This is a genomic window from Mumia sp. Pv4-285 (assembly GCF_041320275.1).
Taxonomy (GTDB): Bacteria; Actinomycetota; Actinomycetes; order Propionibacteriales; family Nocardioidaceae; genus Mumia; species Mumia qirimensis.
Genome location: NZ_CP162023.1, coordinates 3,968,639 through 3,989,156 on the forward strand (window position 1 = coordinate 3,968,639; position 20,518 = coordinate 3,989,156).

General features: G+C 72.2%; 11 protein-coding genes. 6 read left to right on the top strand and 5 right to left on the bottom strand.

From position 1 onward, the window contains the following. The first annotated feature begins 41 nt into the window (after positions 1 to 41). A complete protein-coding gene (locus tag AB3M34_RS19150) occupies positions 42 to 875 on the top strand; it encodes an alpha/beta fold hydrolase (protein WP_370616338.1) in 834 nt (277 codons plus the stop codon). Here the strand turns inward: AB3M34_RS19150 and AB3M34_RS19155 are convergent. Next, on the bottom strand, positions 872 to 2,500 hold the full coding sequence (locus AB3M34_RS19155; RefSeq protein WP_370616339.1) for a GMC family oxidoreductase: 1,629 nt from the start codon (positions 2,498 to 2,500) through the stop codon (positions 872 to 874). The genes AB3M34_RS19150 and AB3M34_RS19155 overlap by 4 nt on opposite strands. Before the next feature lie 192 nt (positions 2,501 to 2,692). Here AB3M34_RS19155 and AB3M34_RS19160 point away from each other — a divergent pair, with 192 nt between their 5' ends. After that, a complete protein-coding gene (locus tag AB3M34_RS19160) occupies positions 2,693 to 11,740 on the top strand; it encodes a fatty acid synthase subunit beta domain-containing protein (protein ID WP_370616341.1) in 9,048 nt (3,015 codons plus the stop codon). Next, positions 11,737 to 12,129: a holo-ACP synthase gene (locus AB3M34_RS19165; protein ID WP_370616343.1), complete on the top strand. Its 393-nt coding sequence runs from the start codon at positions 11,737 to 11,739 to the stop codon at positions 12,127 to 12,129. Before AB3M34_RS19160 ends, AB3M34_RS19165 begins: the two co-directional genes overlap by 4 nt. 13 nt (positions 12,130 to 12,142) lie before the next feature. Here the strand turns inward: AB3M34_RS19165 and AB3M34_RS19170 are convergent, their stop codons facing one another. Together AB3M34_RS19170 and AB3M34_RS19175 are read right to left on the bottom strand one after the other, a co-directional pair. After that, the gene (locus tag AB3M34_RS19170) at positions 12,143 to 12,766 is read right to left on the bottom strand and encodes a TetR/AcrR family transcriptional regulator (RefSeq protein ID WP_370616344.1); all 624 of its coding nucleotides are present in this window, start codon (positions 12,764 to 12,766) and stop codon (positions 12,143 to 12,145) included. A gap of 128 nt (positions 12,767 to 12,894) precedes the next feature. Then, complete coding sequence (locus AB3M34_RS19175; RefSeq protein ID WP_370616346.1) at positions 12,895 to 14,346, bottom strand: S8 family serine peptidase; 1,452 nt, start codon at positions 14,344 to 14,346, stop codon at positions 12,895 to 12,897. A gap of 295 nt (positions 14,347 to 14,641) precedes the next feature. Between AB3M34_RS19175 and AB3M34_RS19180 the strand changes: the two genes are divergently transcribed. From AB3M34_RS19180 to AB3M34_RS19190, 3 genes are all read left to right on the top strand, one after another. Further along, positions 14,642 to 16,147, top strand: a complete 1,506-nt coding sequence (locus AB3M34_RS19180) for an acyl-CoA carboxylase subunit beta (protein ID WP_370616348.1) — start codon at positions 14,642 to 14,644, stop codon at positions 16,145 to 16,147. Further along, entirely contained in the window at positions 16,134 to 16,343 is a 210-nt protein-coding gene (locus tag AB3M34_RS19185; RefSeq protein WP_370616349.1) for a biotin/lipoyl-binding carrier protein, read from the top strand. The genes AB3M34_RS19180 and AB3M34_RS19185 overlap by 14 nt, the downstream gene beginning before the upstream one ends. Positions 16,344 to 16,430: 87 nt before the next feature. After that, positions 16,431 to 17,963, top strand: coding sequence for an AMP-binding protein (locus AB3M34_RS19190; protein ID WP_370616351.1), 1,533 nt, complete (start codon positions 16,431 to 16,433; stop codon positions 17,961 to 17,963). Here the strand turns inward: AB3M34_RS19190 and AB3M34_RS19195 are convergent. Together AB3M34_RS19195 and AB3M34_RS19200 are read right to left on the bottom strand one after the other, a co-directional pair. Beyond that, positions 17,960 to 19,591: an FAD-dependent oxidoreductase gene (locus AB3M34_RS19195; RefSeq protein WP_370616352.1), complete on the bottom strand. Its 1,632-nt coding sequence runs from the start codon at positions 19,589 to 19,591 to the stop codon at positions 17,960 to 17,962. The two genes, AB3M34_RS19190 and AB3M34_RS19195, sit on opposite strands and share 4 nt — an antisense overlap. 11 nt (positions 19,592 to 19,602) lie before the next feature. After that, entirely contained in the window at positions 19,603 to 20,511 is a 909-nt protein-coding gene (locus tag AB3M34_RS19200; RefSeq protein WP_370616353.1) for an AurF N-oxygenase family protein, read from the bottom strand. Positions 20,512 to 20,518: the final 7 nt, after the last annotated feature.

Here is a 20,518-nt window from a genome sequence, read left to right on the forward strand (position 1 = left end):
ATGACGCGATGAATTCGACCCGCACCCGCGGTCGTACAGGCATGAGCGCCGATCCCGGAGCAGCCCATTCCGTCGTCACGTCCTCCGACGGCACCAGGATCGCCTGCACACGCCGCGGCTCGGGGCCACCGGTCGTCCTCGTCGACGGTGCCCTGGCCTGCTCGCGCACCGACCCCGGACGAGACCTCGCCGTGGCACTCGCGGCGTCGTTCACGGTGTACGACTACGACCGTCGCGGGCGCGGCGAGAGCACCGACACCCCGCCGTACGCCCCGCGCCGCGAGGTCGAGGACCTGGCCGCCGTCGTTGCTGCGGCAGGGCCCGGTGCATGCGTGTTCGGGCAGTCCGCGGGGGCCGCACTGGCCTTGGAGGCGGCCGCGTCGGGGATGCCGGTGCGCCGACTTGCCACGTACGAACCTCCCTACACCGGAGAGTTCCTGGGGTCCGCGGACATCAGGCGCTCCCGCAACGGGCTGGAGGCGACCCTCGCCGACGACGACCGCGGGCCGTGCCGGTACGGCGACGCCGTCGCGATGCTGATGACGCTCGCGGGGATGCCCAAGGAGATGGTCACCCTCGCGCGACGGACGCCGGTGTGGCAGGAGTACGAGGCGCTCGCGCCCACCATCGCGTACGACCTCGCGCTGCTCGGTGACGGCATCGTGCCGCGACAGCGGTTCGAGGCGATCGACGTGCCGACGCTGGTCCTCGACGGAGCGGCGAGTCCCGAGCTGCTGCGTCGTCCGTCGCGGATCGTGGCGTGCGTCGTCCGCGCCGCGGAGTATCGCTCGCTCCGCGACCAGACCCACGACGTGGACCCGGCGGTGCTGGCACCGGTGCTCACGGACTGGTTCGCGGGGGGGCCTGTGACCTAGGACGACGCGGACGCCACCGCTCCCGCGGCCACCGCCGGCGGCAGCGTACGGCCGAGCATGAGGTCGACGGCCTTCTCGCCGACCATGATCGTGGGCGCGTTCGTGTTGCCTCGCGGAACCATCGGCATGACCGACGCGTCGACGACGCGCAGCCCTTCGACCCCGCGCACGCGCAGCTCCGGGTCGACCACCGACGCCTCGCCGGACCCCATCGCGCACGTGCCGACCGGGTGGTACAGCGTCTGGGTCTGCGCCCGGATGTGCTCGACGAGCTCGGCGTCGGTGGGGACGGCACCGCGGGTCCTCGGCATCCACAGGTCGACGAGGAACCGCGCGAGCGGCCCGGACGACACCGTGTCGAGGACCCGGCGTGCGCCGGCCAGCATCGCGTCCAGGTCGGTCTGGTCGTCGTAGTACGCGGCGTCGATCGCCGGGTGCCACGTCGGATCGGCCGAGCGCAGGCGCAGCGACCCGCGGCTCGCGACGTTGACCAGGGTGGGCGCCGCGGTGAACATCTGCGCCTTCGCCTCTCGAAGCCCGTTGTCGTAGAACCCCGCCGGCGCCACGTGGACCTGGAGGTCCGGCGCCGGGAGTCCGTCACGGCTGGTGAAGAATCCGCCGGCCTCACCGATGTTGGAGGCCAGCGGACCCTTGCCGGTCGCCTTCCACCGCATCAGGTTGCCGAGGTTGCTCGCCTGCGCGAGGTCGGTCGTACCGCGCGTGGTCCAGATCAGCGGCAGCGCAGGGTGGTCGTGGAGGTTCGCGCCGACGCCGGGCAGGTCGGTGACCACGTCGATGCCGTGCTCCCGCAGATGGGCGGCGGGACCGATCCCCGACAGCATCAGCAGCTGCGGGCTGTTGACCGCTCCGCCGGACAGCACGACCTCACGCTCGGCCCGCGCGACCTGCTCGGCCCCGGCCACGGCGTACGCGACCCCAGCGGCGCGGCCGCCCTCGACGACGACACGGGTCGCCAGCGCCCCGGTGACCACGGTGAGGTTGGGGCGGTCGAGCGCGGGCCGGAGGTACGCGTCGGCGACCGACCAGCGCCGACCCTTGCGGCACGTCACCTGGTAGAGCCCCGCACCTTCCTGCGCGGCCCCGTTGAAGTCGTCGGTGCGGTCGAAGCCCGAGCCCACCGCCGAGTCGACCCAGGCCTGGCTCAGCTCGTGGGTGAAGACACGGTCCTCGACCCGCAGCGGGCCGTCGGTGCCGTGGTACGGCCCGGCGAGACGAGTGTTGCCCTCGGCGCGGACGAAGTACGGAAGGACGTCCTCGTAGCCCCACCCCGCGGCGCCGTACGCGTCGCGCCAGGTGTCGTAGTCGTAGGCGTTGCCGCGGATGTAGATCATCGCGTTCATCGACGAGCAGCCACCGAGCGCCTTCATGCGGGGCCAGTACGCCCGGCGACCGTGCAGCTGCTTCTGCTCCGTGGTCGAGTAGTTCCAGTCCCAGCGGGTCTTGAACAGGCTCGAGAAGGCGGCGGGGATCGTGATCTCGTCGGCATCGGCCTCTGGCCCTGCCTCCAGGAGGAGGACGGTCACGGACGGGTCCTCGGTGAGCCGCGACGCGACCACCGCTCCGGCGCTTCCCGCGCCCACCACCACGTAGTCGTAGGACGTCATGCGCGGAAGTGTGACACACCTCATAACAAGAGGCCCCGATCTCCTGGGATCGCGCGAGCAAGGCGGGCCTGGTAGCGCTCCCAGTGACGCAAAACATGAGGCATGCCTCACGAAAATGTTGAGGCATCCCTCATGTTTGAGTCATGATGAGTGCGGCCACGACCGCGCACCACCAGGAAGCTCGAGGGACTCGTGACGATCATCGACACCCCGACCACCCGGACGACGACGCACGACCACCGCACCCGGCTGGTCGATGCACTCAACGACGCGACTCCGTACGCGATCGCGTTCGGCGGCCAGGGCAGTCCATGGCTCGAGCCGCTCAGCGACCTGCTTCGGACCTATGCGCTAGGTCCCCAGCTCCACGCGGTCTGCGCCGCGGCCGAGACACGGCTCGCGCCGGTCCAGGCGGAACTCGCCCGGATCCCGCTGCCGTTCCAGCCGCTCGCCTGGGCGGACGCCCTCGCAGTAGCCGAGTCGGCAGCCGCCGACGAGGAGTCGACGGCACCCGACACGGACGTGCTCACGCAGCCCGCCGTGTCGGTGCCCGGCATCCTCCTCGCCCAGCTCGCCGGCATCGAGGCCGTGCGGCTGCAGGGTCTCGACCTCGCGAACCACGCTCCGACCGCGGTCGTCAGCCACTCGCAGGGCGTCCTGGCGGCTGAGACGCTCGCCGGCCGCTCGGCCTCGGACGTCCTCGCCGTCGCGCGCCTCGTGGGTGCGGCGATCCAGCTCACCGCTCAGCGCCGTGGCCTGCTCGGCGACACGATGCTCGCGGTCCGCCGCGTCGACCCGGCCGAGGTCACCGTCCTCCTCGCCGAGGTGGACGGCGTCGACGTGGACGTCGCTCTTCGCAACGGGCGCCGTACGGTCGTCCTCAGCGGCCCGGCCGAGGACCTCGCCACGGTCCGCCGTCACCTCGAGCGCGAGGCCGAGGCCCAAGCCGCCCGTCGCGAGCGCAAGGCCACCGGCGGTACGCCGTTCTCCCCGGTGTTCGAGGTGCTCGAGCCGCGCGCCGCGTTCCACCACCACGGGCTCAGCGAAGCCGGCGACCTCGTCGCGGACTGGGCGGCCGTGTGCGGCCTCGACCCGGAGTGGGCACGCGACGTCGCGACCCGCGCCGTGATCGCGCCCGGAGACTGGGTCCGCGACCTCGAAGGCGCCCTCGACAGCGGTGCCGAGTGGATCCTCGACCTCGGTCCGGGCAACCTCGCGTCCCTGCTCGCCGAGTACGAGGCCACCGCCCGCGGTGTCGGGCTCGTCGCCCCGGCCACGCGCCAGGGCCAGCGGATCCTGACCACGCCCGGCGCCGCGCCCCGCCGTGCCGCTGCGTGGTCCTCGTACGCCCCCAAGCCCGTCACCCTCCCGGACGGACGCACGGTCCTGGAGACGAGCTTCACCCGCCTCACCGGCCGCTCCCCCATCCTCCTGGCCGGCATGACGCCCACCACGGTCGACGCTCCCATCGTCGCGGCTGCGGCCAACGCCGGCTTCTGGTCCGAGCTCGCCGGCGGCGGACAGGTCACCGAGGGCATCTTCGCCGACCGGATCGAGGAGCTCACGGGACTCCTCGAGCCGGGCCGTACGTTCGCGTTCAACGCGCTCTACCTCGACCCGTACCTGTGGAAGATGCAGCTCGGGCAGCAGCGCCTCGTCCAGCGCGCGCGGGCCAACGGCGCCGCGGTGGACGCGGTCGTGGTCAGCGCCGGCATCCCGGAGCTCCCGGACGCCGTCGCTCTCGTCGAGGAGCTCCGCGACGCGGGCATCTCGTACGTCGTCTTCAAGCCCGGCACGGTGAAGCAGATCCGCGAGGTGCTCGCGATCGCCCGCGAGGCCGCGCCGATCCCGATCGTCGTGCACGTCGAGGGCGGCAAGGCTGGCGGGCACCACTCGTGGGAGGACCTGGACGACCTCCTCCTCACCACGTACGCCCAGCTGCGCGCCCAGGACAACGTCGTCGTCTGCGTCGGCGGAGGCATCGGGACGCCGGAGGCCGCGTCGGCCTACCTGACCGGCGCCTGGGCCCGCCGCCACGGCTACCCGGCGATGCCGCTCGACGGCATCCTCGTCGGCACCGCCGCGATGGCGACGCGCGAGGCGACCACCTCGCCGCAGGTCAAGCAGATGCTCGTCGACACCCCCGGGACTCCCGACTGGGTCGGAGCGGGCCGTGCCGACGCCGGCATGGCGTCGGGCCGCAGCCAGCTCGGCGCGGACATCCACGAGATCGACAACGCCGCCTCGCGCGCCGGACGCATCCTCGACGAGGTGGCCGGCGACGCCGAGGCCGTCGCGAAGCGCCGCGACGAGATCGTCGCCGCGATCGCACCGACCGCCAAGCCGTACTTCGGCGACGTCGAGGACATGACGTACGCCGGCTGGCTGGCGCGCTACGCCGACCTCGCCGGTGCCGAGCCGGGCGAGAACGAGATCACCGGCGCCGGAGCCGAGAACTGGCTCGACGTGACGCTGCGCGACCGCTTCCACGCGATGCTCCAGCGCGCCGAGGCCCGCCTCGCAGCCGAGGACCACGGCGAGATCACGACGCTGTACCCCGATGCCGACGCCGCCGACGACCCGTACGCCGCGATCGGGGCCCTCCTGGCCGCGTACCCGCACGCCACCGAGGTGACCCTCCACCCGGCCGACGTCGCATACTTCGTCGAGGTCTGCCGCCGTCCCGGCAAGCCCGTGCCGTTCGTGCCGGTGCTCGACGGCGACGTACGCCGCTGGTACCGCTCCGACTCCCTCTGGCAGGCCCACGACGCCCGCTACCCCGCCGACGCCGTCTGCATCATCCCGGGGCCTGTCGCCGTCGGCGGCATCACCCGCGTCGACGAGCCGGTCGCGGACCTCCTGCGCCGCTTCGAGGACGAGACCGTGGACGACGTCCTCACCGCGGGCGCCCTCGCCTCGCGCGTCGCCGGCCGCCGCCGGGTCGACGCCGCCGACGACCTCCTCGGTCTCGTGCTCGCCGCACCCGACGTGAGCTGGGCGGGCCGCACGGTCCGCAACCCCGTCCACCGCCTCGGCGTGGACTGGGTCATCGTCGACCCGAGCCGCGCCGAGCACGCCGAGACCGGCGCCGTCCTGTTCACCGACGGCGACGACGCCGTGCTCGAGGTGCCGCTCGGCGGCAGCCGGTCGCTGTCGGTCCGGATCGAGATCGCGGACGCTGCATCGGGCGGCGCACCGATCGTGACCGCCGAGAGCGCCGTCACGGCGATGCGCAGCCTCGTCGGTGTCGCGGCCGGCGGCAACCTTCCGCAGGCCGCCGACGGAATCGCCCGTACGACCGCGACCTGGTCCGGCGACCTCGGTGCCGACCACTCCGCCGTCACGGGCGGTCCCGCCGCCCGCGGCAGCCGCCCGGCGCCCGACGCGCTCGTCGGTCTGGCCTGGTCGTCGGTGTTCGCCGTCCTCGCCGACACCCACGTCCCCGGGAGCGACCTCTCCGTCGTCGAGGGCATGCTCGACCTGGTCCACCTCGACCACGCGATCCAGCTCGTCGGCGAGCTGCCGACCGCGAAGACCGCGCTCGCCGTCGAGGCACGCCTCGCCGGCGTCGAGGATGCCGGAGTCGGCCGTGTCGTCACCATCGACGTCACCATCACGACGGAGTCCGGCGACGCCGTCGCGACGCTGCGCGAGCGGTTCGCGATCCGCGGCCGCAACGGTGCCGCCGACCTCACCGACCCCGCCGTCGCCGGCGGCGCGGCACGCGGGCCGGTGACCGACACCTCGCGCCGTACCCGCGCCTCGGTGTCCGTCGTCGCCCCGACCGACCTGTCCGCGTTCGCCGCGGTCACCGGCGACCACAACCCGATCCACACCAGCGTCGCCGCAGCACGCCTCGCCGGCCTCGGCGACCCGATCGTGCACGGCATGTGGCTCTCGGCCGCGGCTCAGCAGATGCTCGTCGGTCGCCACATCGACGGCTGGACCACCCGGTTCCTCGCACCCGTGCGGCCAGGAGCGACCGTCGACCTTGCCGCCGTCCGGACCGGCCTCGACGCCGGTGCCGAGATCGTCGAGGTCACCGGTCGCAGCGAGGGCGAGCTCGTGCTCGCCGCCACCGCCCGCATCGCACCCCCGCGCACCGCGTACGCGTTCCCGGGACAGGGCATCCAGCACGCCGGGATGGGCATGGCGGGCTACCGCCGCAGCAAGGCCGCGCGCGAGATCTGGGACCGGGCCGACGCCCACACCCGCGAAGCGCTCGGCTTCTCCATCCTGACCGTCGTGCAGGAGAACCCGACGGTCATCGTCGCCGACGGCGTCACGCACAAGCACCCGGACGGCGTCCTGTTCCTCACGCAGTTCACGCAGGTCGCGATGGCCGTCCTCGGGTCGGCGCAGATCGCCGAGCTCCGCGAGGCCGGCGCGTTCGTCGACGACGCGGTGCTGGCAGGCCACTCGGTCGGCGAGTACAACGCACTCTCGGCCGTCTCCGGCGTGATCAGCCTGGAGGCCGTGATCGAGGTCGTGTTCCAGCGCGGCTCGGTCATGCACACGCTCGTGCCCCGCGACGCCGAGGGCCGCAGCGACTACCGGCTCGCGGCGATCCGCCCGAGCCAGATCGGCCTCGACGACGCTGAGGTCACGCCGTTCGTCGACCGGATCGCGCAGGAGTCCGGCGAGTTCCTCGAGATCGTGAACTACAACCTGCGCGGCTCGCAGTACGCGATCGCCGGCTCCGTCAAGGGCCTGGAGATCCTCGAGGCCGAGATCGCGCGCCGACGGGCCGAGTTCGGCGGCAAGGCCGCCTTCATCCTGGTCCCCGGCATCGACGTGCCGTTCCACTCCAGCGTCCTCCGCGGCGGCGTGCCGGACTTCCGGGCCCGTCTCGAGGAGCTGCTGCCCGAGACGATCGATCCCTCGATCCTGCTCGGACGCTACGTCCCGAACCTCGTCCCGTGGCCGTTCACCCTCGACCGTGCGTTCGTCGCGGAGATCGCCTCGACGGTGCCGTCCGCACCGCTCGAAGAGGTCCTCGCCGACTACGACGCCTGGGCGGCGACGCCCGGCCGTCTCGCGCGCCGACTGCTCGTCGAGCTGCTCGCGTGGCAGTTCGCGAGCCCGGTCCGCTGGATCGAGACCCAGGACCTGATGTTCGGCGACCTGGGCGTTGAGCGCTTCGTGGAGATCGGTGTCGCCAACGCACCGACCGTCGCGAACCTCGCGTCGTCGACCCTCAAGCTGCCGACCGCCCCCGAGCGGACCATCGAGGTCCTCAACATCGAGCGCGAGTCCGGCTCGGTGTTCGCGACCGACACCGACCCGGAGCCGGCAGCGACGGAGGAGCCCGCTCCCGCACAGACCGCCGGTGCAGCGGCGGCACCCTCCGCCGCCGCCGCACCGGCACCCAGCGCCGCACCCAGCGCCGACCGCCCCGCCGACCTCACGTTCGACGCGGCGGACGCGACCACGGTGCTGCTCGCGTGGTGGACCAAGATGCGCCTCGACCAGATCGGCACGGCCGACTCGATCGAGTCGCTGTGCGACGGCGCGTCGTCGCGGCGCAACCAGCTGCTCGTCGATCTCGGCGGCGAGCTGTCGCTCGGCGCGATCGACGGCGCCGCCGACGCCGACATCCCGACGCTCTCCGGACAGGTCAAGGGCCTCGCCCGCTCGTACAAGCCGTTCGGCCCCGTGCTCTCGAGCGCGCTCGGCGACCACCTCACGAAGGTGCTCGGCCCGACGGGCAAGCGGCAGGCGGCGATCGCAGACCGCGTCACCGGCGTCTGGCAGCTCGGCCCCGGCTGGGCGAGCCACGTCACCGCCGAGCTGGCGCTGGCGACGCGTGATGGCAGCAGCGTGCGTGGTGGCAGCTTCGGCGACCTGGACGCTCCGTCCAGCGCCGCCGACTTCGACGCCGCCGTCGACGCCGGTGTCCAGTCGGTGGCCGCACGCCGCGGCATCGCCGTGGCGCTCCCCAGCGCGGGCGGAGCCGACGTCACCGTCGACGCCGCGGCCCTGGGCGAGATCACCGCCGGCATCACCGGCCCCGACGGGGTGCTCGCCTCCACGGCGCGCCACCTCCTCAAGACGCTGGGCCTCGCCGAGACCTCGGCCGTCTCGACCACCGACACCGCAGACGCCGCGGCCCTCGCCCAGGTCGAGGCGGAGCTCGGGACCGACTGGGGGCGCCTCACCGCGCCCGCGTTCGACGCACGCCGTGCACTGCTGCTCGACGACCGGTGGGCCAGCGCCCGCGAGGACGTCGCCCGCATCGCCGCCGGCGGCACCGTGGCGGCCACGCCGGAGTCGTTCACCGGCACCGGCGAGGACGTCGCGGCACAGGCCCGCTGGTGGGCCGCGCGCACGGAGGACGCTGCACTCGCCGACCGCCTCACCGCGATCGCCGACGCGGCGACCGACACCGCCGCGGGCGCCTGGACCGACGAGGTCGCCGTCGTCACCGGTGCGAGCGCCGGCTCGATCGCGTCCGCCGTCGTCGGGCGCCTGCTGTCGGGTGGCGCGACGGTCGTCGCGACCACCTCGCGGCTCGACCAGCCCAAGCTGCGGGCGTACAAGGAGCTCTACCGCACCCACGCCCGCGCCGGTGCGCGCCTGTGGGTCCTGCCCGCCAACCTCGCGTCGTTCGCCGACGTCGACGCGCTCGCGTCGTGGGTGACCGAGGAGCAGACCAGCACCGCAGGCGGCACCACCACGGTGACCAAGCCGGCGCTGACGCCGACCCTCCTGTTCCCGTTCGCGGCCGGCCGGGTCGCGGGCGACATGACCGAGGTCGGTGCCCGCTCCGAGGTCGACATGCGGATCCTGGTGTGGTCGGTGGAGCGCCTCGTCGCGACCCTCGGCACCACCGGACGCGCACACGACCTCGCCTCCACGCTGCACGTCGTCCTGCCGGGCTCCCCCAACCGCGGCATGTTCGGCGGCGACGGGGCGTACGGCGAGGCCAAGGCCTCGCTCGACGCGATGGTCGCGCGGTGGTCTGCCGAGGCGACCTGGAGCGAGCGCGTCACGCTCGTGCACGCGATCATCGGCTGGGTCCGCGGGACCGGGCTGATGGGCGGCAACGACCCGCTGGTCGAAGCCGTCGAGCGCGTCGGTGTCCGCACGTGGTCCACCGACGAGATGGCAGAGGAGCTCCTCGGGCTGGCGTCGGTCGAAGCTCGGGCTGAGGCACGAACGGCTCCCCTCACTGCTGACCTGACCGGCGGGCTCGGCGAGACCGACCTCGATCTCGCCGCGCTGGCCCGTGAGGCTTCGGAGGGTCTCGATCGCTCCGCGCCTCGCCCAGCGGGTGAGGAAGCGGCGATCGCCGCTCTCGCGCCGTCGCCGGCCCAGCTGCCCAAGCGGCCGAAGGTCTCGTGGCCCAGCACCACCGCCCGCCCCGAGGACCTCGTGGTCATCGTCGGTGCCGGTGAGCTCGGTCCGTTCGGCTCGGCACGCACCCGCTTCGAGTACGAGGTATCCGAGGAGCTCTCGGCCGCGGGCGTGCTCGAGCTCGCCTGGTCGACCGGGCTGATCGCCTGGGACGACAACGGCGGCTGGTACGACGTCGAGGCCGGCGACGCGGTCTCCGAGGCCGAGATCCACGAGCGCTACCACGACGTGGTCGTCGAGCGGTGCGGCATCCGGCGCTACGCCGACGACGGCGCGCTGGTCGACACCTCGACGCCGCTGCTCGCCCGTGCCTACCTCGACGACGACATCACGTTCTCCGTCGGCTCCGAGGCTGCGGCCAGGGCGATGTACGACGCCGACCCCGACCGTACGGTCATCGCACCGGGCGGCGACGGCGACTGGACCGTGACCCGCAAGGCCGGCACCGAGATCCGCGTCCCGCGGCGCCTCGCGCTGACCCGTACGATCGGCGGCCAGATCCCGACCGGCTTCGACCCCGCGGTGTGGGGCGTGCCCGCCGAGATGCTCGAGTCGCTCGACCGTGTCGCGGTCTGGAACCTCGTCTGCACCGTGGACGCGTTCCTCTCCAGCGGCTTCAGCCCGGCGGAGCTCATGCGCTGGGTCCACCCGGCCGCGGTCGCCAGCACGCAGGGCACCGGCATGGGCGGCATGACGTCGATGCGCTCGCTCTACATCGACACGCTCCTCGGCGAGGCGAAGCAGAACGACATCCTCCAGGAGGCGCTGCCGAACGTCATCGCGGCGCACGTCATGCAGTCGTACGTCGGTGGCTACGGCGCGATGATCCACCCGGTCGCCGCCTGCGCGACGAGCGCGGTGTCGGTCGAGGAGGGTGCGGACAAGATCCGCCTCGGCAAGGCCGACTTCGTGGTCGCCGGCGGGTTCGACGACCTGTCGACGGAGGGCATCGTGGGCTTCGCCGACATGTCCGCGACGGCCGACTCGGGCACGATGCTCGCCAAGGGCATCGACCCGCGCTTCGTCAGCCGCGCCAACGACCGTCGCCGTGGCGGCTTCGTCGAGAGCCAGGGAGGCGGCACGATCCTCCTCGCACGCGGCGACGTCGCGCTCCGGATGGGCCTCCCCGTCCTGGGTGTGGTCGCGTACGCCGGGTCCTTCGCCGACGGCGTCCACACGTCGATCCCCGCTCCGGGACTCGGCGCTCTGGCAGCGGCTCGCGGCGGCGCCCAGTCGCCGCTGGCCCGCGGGCTCGCCGCTCTCGGCCTCGGCGCGGACGACGTCGCGGTGGTGTCGAAGCACGACACCTCGACCGCGGCGAACGACCCCAACGAGTCCGAGCTGCACGAGCGGATCGCGGCGTCGCTGGGCCGATCGGACGGCAACCCGCTGTTCGTGGTCTCGCAGAAGACGCTCACGGGGCACTCGAAGGGCGGGGCGGCCGCGTTCCAGATGATCGGGCTCTGCCAGGTCCTCGGGGCGCAGGTGCTGCCGCCCAACCGCAGCCTCGACTGCGTCGACGACGTCCTCGACGAGAACCCGCACCTGGTGTGGCTGCGCGAGGCGCTCGAGGCTCCCGCCCCGATGCGCGCCGGGCTGGTCACGAGCCTCGGGTTCGGCCACGTCGCCGCGCTCGTCGCGATCGCCCACCCGGAGGCGTTCCTGGCGACGCTCGACGCGACGCAGCGCGAGGAGTACGAGCGGGCGGCACGCGCCCGTGAGGTCTCGGGCCGGCTGCGCCTCGTCCGGGCGATGTACGGCGGTCCTGCGCCGTACCAGCGCCCGGTCGGACGCCGCCTCGGTGACTCCGGCGTCCGCGAGCGGGAGGCGTCGATCCTCCTCGACCCGCAGGCGCGGCTGGGCAAGGACGGCATCTACTCGTGAGCGTGATCGGCGTGGGCGTGGACCTGGTCCACGTCCCGTCGTTCGCTGAACAGCTGGCTCAGCCGGGCACCCGGTTCGAGGAGATGTTCACCCCCGGCGAGCGAGGTGACGCAGCGGACGGTCCTGCCGACCGTACGCGTCACCTCGCCGCCCGGTGGGCGGCCAAGGAGGCCGTCGTGAAGGCCTGGTCGGCGTCCCTGCACGGCTCGCCACCGGTGGTCGAGGAGTCGAAGGCCCTGGCGGCGATCGAGGTCGTCAAGGACCTCTGGGGCCGTCCGCGGATCGCGCTGCACTCGCCGGTGTCGACGCACCTCGACGCGGGGCGGCTGCACGTCTCGCTGTCGCACGACGGCGACTACGCGATCGCGTACGTCGTCCTCACCGCCTGAGCGCGATCGCGCGTCAGCCGGCCTGCTCGGCCGCCAGCAGGTAGGAGCCGAGGAGTCGCTTGAGCTCGATCACGGCCTCGGCGTGCTCCTGGCCGTCGCGGATCGAGAAGTTGAGCATCGAGTACGCGACGTGGACGAGGACCTCGGCGACGATCTTGCGGCGACCCCGCGGCGTACGGGGCGTCAGGGGCGCGAGAACGCCCGCCACGTCGACCGCCAGCTCGCGCTCGGTGACGGCGGCCGTCGCACGCGTCGCCGGGGTGGACTGGACCGCGTGCCACACGGCACGGCGCGACGGGTCTGTCACCCAGAGGGCGGCGATGTGGTCCACGAGCTGGTCGAGGAGCCGCAGCCAGTCGAGCGTCGGCAGCGCGGCGGCCAGTCTCGCGAGCTCGGCGCGGACGGCCACGACGTCCTGGCGGTCGAGCTCGCAGACGACGACGTACTTGTTCTGGAAGAACTGGTAGATGGTGCCGATCGGGATGCCTGCGCGGCTGGCGACCTCCTCGAGCGTGAACGACTCGAAGCCCACGTCGAGCAGCAGGTCACGGGACGTCTGCAGGATCAGGTCGAACTTCTTCTGGCTCCGCTCCTGCGTCGGGCGGCGCCGAGGTTCGAGGATCTCCACGGTCGTCACACCTCAACCCTACCGATGCGTAGGTTGTGTTCGCTGGCACATTCGTCCGGTTGACACCGCGAGTTGCGGGCCGTGGACCGGCGCGGCACGGCTCGTGGAGAGCCGTGCCGCGCCGTCCTCGAATGGGATCAGCGACCCTGGGTGGCGTCCAGGGCGTCGACGAGACCGTCGCCGAAGAAGCCGTTGTACGCGGCGTCGCCGGTGCAACGGACGTCGCTCGGGCACGGCTTGTCGTCGGCCTGCGCGCGCACCATCGCGACGAGCTCGGCCGGCGACGCGTCAGGGTGCGACGACGCGAGGAGCGCCAGCACGCCCGCGACATGCGGCGAGGCCATGGACGTGCCGGACTTGAGCCCGTAGCCGCCGTTGAGGACGGTCGACAGGATCCGGCTCCCCGGTGCTGCCACGTCGATCACGCCGTCGCCGTAGTTGGAGAAGCTCGACTTGGCTCCCGCCTGGTCGGTCGAGGCGACCGTCACGACACCCGGGAGCTCGGCCGGGATGTCCTCGCAGCCCGCGTCGATCGGACGCGTCACCGGAGTGGTGTCGTTCGGGCTGGTCGCGTCCGTCGTCTTGTTGGCGAGGTCGTAGTTCGAGTTGCCGGCTGCGGCAGCGCTCACGACGCCCTTGCGCTCGGAGTACGAGACGGCCCGGCGGACGGCTTCCTTGGCCGCGGCCTGGTCCGGGTCGTTGCTGCACCAGAACATCCACGGATCGACGTAGTAGCTGTTGTTCGTCACGTCGACGCCGTGCTGGGCGGCCCACACGAACCCGCAGATCGCGTACTCGGGGTAGATGAACCCGTCGTCGTCGACGACCTTGATCGAGCTCATCCGGACGTTCGGAGCGACTCCGACGATGCCGACGCCGTTCTTGGCCGCGGCGATCGTCCCGGCCACGTGCGTCCCGTGGTCGCTGGTCGTCGGGATCCAGGCGGCGCGGCTGGTGTCCGGCACCCCGTACGAGGTGCAGCCGACCGAGTTCTGCGCGTCCAGGTTGGGCGCGAGGTCGGGGTGCGTGTCGTCGATGCCGCTGTCGAGCACGCCGACGGTGACGTCGCGGCTGCCGTCGCTGGCGACGTCTGCCTTGATCTGGGTCATGTCCCACTGCTGCGACTCGAGCGGGTCGGGGGCGACCTCGGTCGCCGAGACGCCCTGCCGGATCTCGAAGGCCGAGCGGCTCTCGGCGTCGCGCGCCAGCGAGCGTCGCTGCGGCGCGGCGGCGGCCTCCGGTGTCTTGACGGCTGCCGTGCGCGTCGCGCCGACGGACTGGACGGCGCCGCCCTTCGCGACCTCCGCGACGTCCTGACGGAACGAGCCGGACGTGGAGTGCGCGACGACCACGCCGATCTCGGGCCAGGACTGGACGACCGTGCCGCCGGCGTCGCGCACCGCACGCTCGGCGAGGCGGGTCTGGCCGGGGTTCGCCTTGGTGTTGACGACGTAGCTCATGAGGACGCCGTCGGCGACCGGGGTCGCGGCTGCCACGGCGGGGGCCGTGGGAGCGGGCGCAGCGGAGGCGGCGGGTGCGACCGCGCCCGTCGTGAGCGCTGCGGCGACGAGCCCGATGCCGCTCAGCACTGTCGCTGCGAGGGGCCGCCGAGATCGGCGCCGGGGGCCTGGGGGGAATGCTGCCGAACTGACCATGGGGTGTTGACCTCCACTGCTGTCGGCCCGCGGCAGACCGCGCTGCGCCTGTGAGCGAGAGCGGGCGTCCGGGGGAACTGATTGTGTTCGGCAACCGTAGACCGCACACCGCCGATGCGCTGGTCGCGGCTGAGACCCAGAACACGTCCCGCCCCGGCTTGACAAAACATGAGGCACCCCTCATCTTTGAAGGAGTCCTGAGGCTTCCCTCATGTTTTAGGAGACCGAGTTGACCACGATCAACACGGAGACCGCAACCTCCGACCACCGCGCACGTCTCGCCCACCGCCGCCAGGAGCGGTTCCGTCGGGTCGAGCCGCGCGGACGCCGCGAGTACACCGCTCGCGAGCGTGCCGAGATGCTCGTCGACGCCGGCTCCTTCGTCGAGATGAGCCCGATGCGCGTCGACAGCAACGGCAACGGCGCCGGCGTGGTCATCGGCTGGGGCCGCGTCGACGGCCGCGGAGTCGTCATCGCCAGCCACGACGCCGCCGTCGCGTCCGGGGCCATCGGCGCCGTGTTCGCCGAGACCGTGCAGAAGGCGCAGCGGTTCGCCATCGACAAGGGCTACCCGATCGTCTACATCAACGACTCCGGCGGCGCCCGCATCCACGACGGCATCTACGCGCTGCACGGCTGCGGCGGCATCTTCGCGCTGAACGTCGAGGCTCAGAAGCGCGTCCCCCAGATCTCCCTGATCCTCGGCCCGTGCGCCGGCGCCGCCGCGTACTCCCCCGCGCTCACCGACTGGACGATCATGGTCCGCGAGCAGGGCCAGATGTTCCTCACCGGTCCCGACATCGTCAAGGCGACCACGGGCGAGGACGCGAGCGCCGAGGAGATCGGCGGCTCGGTCATGCACACCGAGGTCAGCGGTGTCGCGCACCTCGAGGTCACCAACGAGTCCGAGGCGTTCCACGCGACCCGCCTGCTCCTCTCGTACCTCCCGTCCCACGTCGGCGGCCCGATGCCGCTCGTCGCACCGCGGCGACCCGACGCGGTGGCTGCCGAGCGTCTCCCGTACGTCGTCCCGGACAAGGCCAGCGTCGTCTTCGACATGCACGCCGTGATCGACGGCGTGCTGGATGCCGGGCCTCGTCTGGAGCTCATGCCGGCGCACGCCCCCAGCGTGCTCACGCTGTTCGGTCACATCGACGGTCGCCCCGTCGGCGTGCTGGCCAACCAGCCGGCGTCGCGCGGCGGAGTCCTCGACGCGAAGTCGTCGGTCAAGGCCGCCCGCTTCATCGAGTTCTGCGGCCGCTTCGGACTGCCCGTGGTGACGTTCGTGGACGTGCCCGGCTTCCTCCCCGGCACCGTCGAGGAGTCCCGCGGAGTCATCACGCACGGCGCCAAGCTGCTCAAGGCGTACGTCGAGACGACTGCGCCCGTGCTGACGGTCGTGGTCCGCAAGGCGTACGGCGGCGCGTACATCGCCATGGGCTCGGCGTCGCTCGGCGCGGACTACTCCTGGGCCTGGTCGGGCGCGGAGATCGCGGTGATGGGCCCCGGCGGCGCCGTCGCGCTGCTGCACCGCCGCGCCCTGCGCGACGCAGACGACCCGGAGGCGCTCCGTGACGAGCTCGCCGCCGACTACCGCGAGAACGTCGCTCGCCCGTACGTCGCCGCCGAGGCAGGCATCCTCGACGACGTGATCCTCCCCGAGGAGACGCGCGACCGGCTCGTCGACGCGCTCGCGACGCTGGGCTTCGAGAGTGGGGCCGATGTACGCCGCTAGGGCCGAGATCGTCGGGAACGTCTGGCGGCTGAACGCGCAGGAGGGCGACCACGTCGCGGCGGGAGACGTCGTGGCGGTGCTGGAGACCATGAAGATGGAGATCCCGGTGCTCGCGGGCGAGGGCGGCACGGTCCGCCTGCACGTCCGCGAGGGCCAGATCGTGCAGGAGGGCGACGTCATCGCCGAGATCGGCTGACGTCCCTCGGCATCCGAGGCGTCTCGTGATAGGACGTGATCAGGGTCACTCTCCCTGCGTCCCGGCCCCGATCGTACGAGGTGCTCGATGTTCTTCCCGCTCACCGTCCGCGACTTCCTCGACCGTGCCGTCACGGTCTATCCCGACCGCGTCGCGGTGGTGGACGAGCCCGACCAGCCGGCGCCGTCGTGGGGCGAGGTCACGTACGCCGAGCTGGGCCGCCGGGCCCGTTCACAGGCTGCCTACCTCGACACGCTCGGGGTGGCGCAGGGCGCGCGGGTCGCGATCGTCTCGCAGAACGCCGCACGCCTGCTGACGTCGTTCTTCGGGGTCTCCGGGTGGGGGCGCATCCTGGTCCCGGTGAACTTCCGGCTCGCGGCGGCCGAGGTGAAGTACATCGTCGAGCACAGCGGCGCCGAGGTCCTGCTGGTCGACCCGGAGGTGCGGTCGCTGCTCGACACGGTCACCGCGAAGCACACCTTCGTCGTCGGCGAGGACGACGAACCGATGTGGACGACCACTGCGGAACCGCAGCCCTGGGACGGCGACGAGAGTGCGACCGCGACGATCAACTACACCTCCGGTACGACCGCGCGACCGAAGGGCGTCCAGCTCACCCACCGCAACCTGTGGACCAACGCGAGCATCTTCGGCTGGCAGGCCGGCGTGAGCGACCGCGACGTCTATCTCCACACGCTGCCGATGTTCCACGCGAACGGCTGGGGCATGCCGTACGCCGTCACCGGCATGGGCGGCCGGCACGTCGTGATCCGCAAGATCGACGGCACGGAGATCCTGCGACGGGTCGAGCAGCACGGCGTCACCTTCATGTGCGCGGCGCCTGCCGTCGTCCAGGCCGTTCTCGACGCGGCGAAGACCTGGGACGGCGAGGTTCCCGGGCGTGACCGCGTCCGGATCATCGTCGCCGGCGCACCGCCACCGACCCGGACGATCGAGCGTGTCCGCGGCGAGCTCGGCTGGGAGTTCATCCAGATCTACGGCCTCACCGAGACCGCCCCGCTCCTCACGATGAGCCGGATGCGCGAGGAGTGGGAGGGCCTGGAGCCGCTGGAGCAGGCTCGGCTGCTGGGTCGCGCCGGCGCGCCGGCCGTCGGCGTACGCATCATGGTGGACGACGGCGGTGAGGTCCTCGCGCAGTCCAACCACAACCTCGAGGCCTACTGGGAGAACCCGGAGGCGACCGCCGCGTCGCTGGAGGGCGGCTGGTTCCACACCGGCGACGGCGGCACGTTCGAGGACGGCCACCTCACGATCGCCGACCGCAAGAAGGACGTCATCATCTCCGGCGGCGAGAACGTGACGTCGATCGAGGTCGAGGACGCGCTCATGCTGCACCCTGCCGTACGCGAGGTCGCCGTCATCGGCATCCCCGACGAGAAGTGGGGCGAGCTCGTGACGGCCCTCGTCGTCGTGGACCCCGAGGCCGGCGAGGTGTCGGCGGAGGACCTCATCACGCACACGCGCCAGCACCTGGCGGGCTACAAGTGCCCCAAGCGCATCGAGTTCCGCGACGAGCTGGCACGTACGGCGACGGGCAAGCTGCAGAAGTTCAAGCTGCGCGCACCGTACTGGGAGGGCCACGAGCGCCAGGTCAACTAGCGTCGGCGGCCCAGCCACCGCCCGGTCGGCGCCGCCACGGCGAGCAGCTCGGGCACCGTCGCGAGCTTGCGACGGGGACGACCGACCGCCGCACCAGCGACCCGCTCGGCCCGGTCGATGGCGCGCATCCGTCGCAGTCCGACCACGTCCTTGCGGTGCCAGCGCAGCAGCGCCGTGAAGTCGCGCGCCGAGCTGGACGGGACCGGCAGACGGTCGGCCGACGCGTCCTCGATCAGGGCCTCGACGGTCTCCTGGGCGCAGGCGCGGTTGGCGCCGATCCCGCCGCGGGAGCCTCGCTTGATCCACCCGACGACGTACGTCCCGGGGATCGGATCGCCCGACGCGTCGAGGACGCGGCCGCGGTCGTTCGGCACCGTGTGCGTCGTCGGGTCGAACGGCAGGCCGGGGACTGGTGCCCCTCGGTAGCCGATCGCCCGCACGACCAGCCCGGTCGCGATCTCGCCACCCGTCGTGCGGACGCCGGTCACGGCGACGTCGCCCTCGAGGGAGACGGGAGCGGTCCAGAAGGCGAGCACGACCCGCTTGCCCGGCGCGGGCTGGGCGGACCAGTCGACGGCGACGCGCGGGACGTCGCGCAGCATCGCCGCCTTCGTGCCCGTCTGGGCGCCGTCGACGACCTCGGTCGTACGAGGGTCCTCCTCGACGAGGAGGTCGACGCCCGGGATCGACCGCATGCCGACGAGCTCCGAGCGTGAGTACGCCGCGTCCTCGGGTCCCCGGCGCCCGAGGACGACGACCTCGCGCACGGCGCTGCGGCGGAGCACGTCGAGCGCGTGGTCGGCGATGTCGGTGCGCGCGAGCTCGTCGGGATCGGTGAGGAGGACCCGCGCGACGTCGAGCGCCACGTTGCCGTTGCCCACCACGACGACCCGCTCCGAGGAGAGGTCGACGTCGTCGTGGTCACGGTCCGGCTGTGCGTTGTACCAGGCGACGACGTCCGTCGCCGACACGCTCCCGGCGAGATCCTCACCGGGGATGCCGAGCACCTTGTCCTGCGCGGCACCGACCGCGTACACGACGGCATGGTGGTGGTCGAGGAGCTCCTGGTGCGTGACGTCCTTGCCGACCTCGACGTTGAGCTGCACGGAGACCCGCAGGTGGTCGTACGTCCAGGCGAACGTGTCCTCGATGCGCTTGGTCTCCGGGTGGTCGGGAGCGACACCGGAGCGCAGGAGCCCGCCGGCGACGGGAAGCCGGTCGATCATCGTGAGGCGGGCGGGCGAGCTCATGAGCAGCGACCGCGCGGCGTACGCGGCCGACGGGCCGGTGCCGACGACGGCGACACGCAGCTCGCCGAACCCTTGCGGGACGGTCCTCGGGAACGTCAGCGCGTCCCACGTGACCGACTCGGGGTGCGTCTCGTAGTACTCGCGATTGAGGTCGGCGAAGACGGTGTCGGGTCCGCGAAGGAGGTCGACAGGCGCGATCGCGCCCACCGGGCAGGCGTCGGCGCAGGCTCCGCAGTCGATGCACGTGTCGGGGTCGATGAACACCATCTCGACCGACCCGGCCTCGCGCTCCTCCGGCGTCGGGTGGATGCAGTTGACGGGGCAGACCGAGACGCAGGTGGCGTCGTTGCAGCAGCTCTGCGTGACGGCGTAGGCCATGGGGTCGAGCCTCAGATCATGTCGACGGACTGGTAGATCGGCATCACGCGCTTGGTGAGCAGACCGCAGTCGGCGAGGAAGTCCATCAGGTGCACGCACGACAGGCGCATCATGGCCTTGCGGTGCTGGTTGTTCTTGGCCTCGTCGACGGCTCGCTGCTTGTCGAGGCCGGCGTTCGCGTACACCTCGGGGCTGACCATCGCGCTGGCGATGACCCACGCCGCGACCGCGAAGAGGTACGCAGACGACTCGCGCCGGAACCTGCCGGCATGCTGCAGGCTGTGCCTGATCTCGGCGCGCGCGAACTTCATGTGGCGAGACTCCTCGACCACGTGGATCTTGCTCGTGCTGCGGACGATGTGGACGACGTTCTCGCCTCGCATCCAGTCGCGCTGCATGACGTCGAGGATCTCCTCGGCGATGAGGATCGGGCCGTACGCCTGCTCGGCGCGGCCGATCGACTTCAGCAGGCGCGCGGCCTCGACGGTCGCGCGGGGCGGGAGGTACTGCGGGACGCCGAGGACGTCGCACGTCCGCGCGAACATCAACGAGTGGCGGCACTCGTCGGCAATCTCGGTGAGGGCGAAACGGAACTCGGTGTTGGCCGGGTTCTTGGCGTACTGGTCGCGGAGGATGAGCTGCTGCAGCATCATCTCGAACCAGATGCCGGTCTGCATGATCGAGCCGACCTCGTGGCGCGTGAGGGCGACGCGCTGCTCCTCGCTCATCTCGTCCCACAGGCGGGTGCCGTAGAGGGTGCTCCACTCGGGGTTCAGACCGTAGTGATCGTCCGGGATCGGCTCGTCCCACCGCACCTCGACGTTCGGGTCGTACGACAGCTCGGCGGACGACTCGAGCAGACGTGCGGTGATGTCGTCGATCGTGGCGGTCTCACGGAACGCTACGGCTGCGACGGTCATGGCCCCT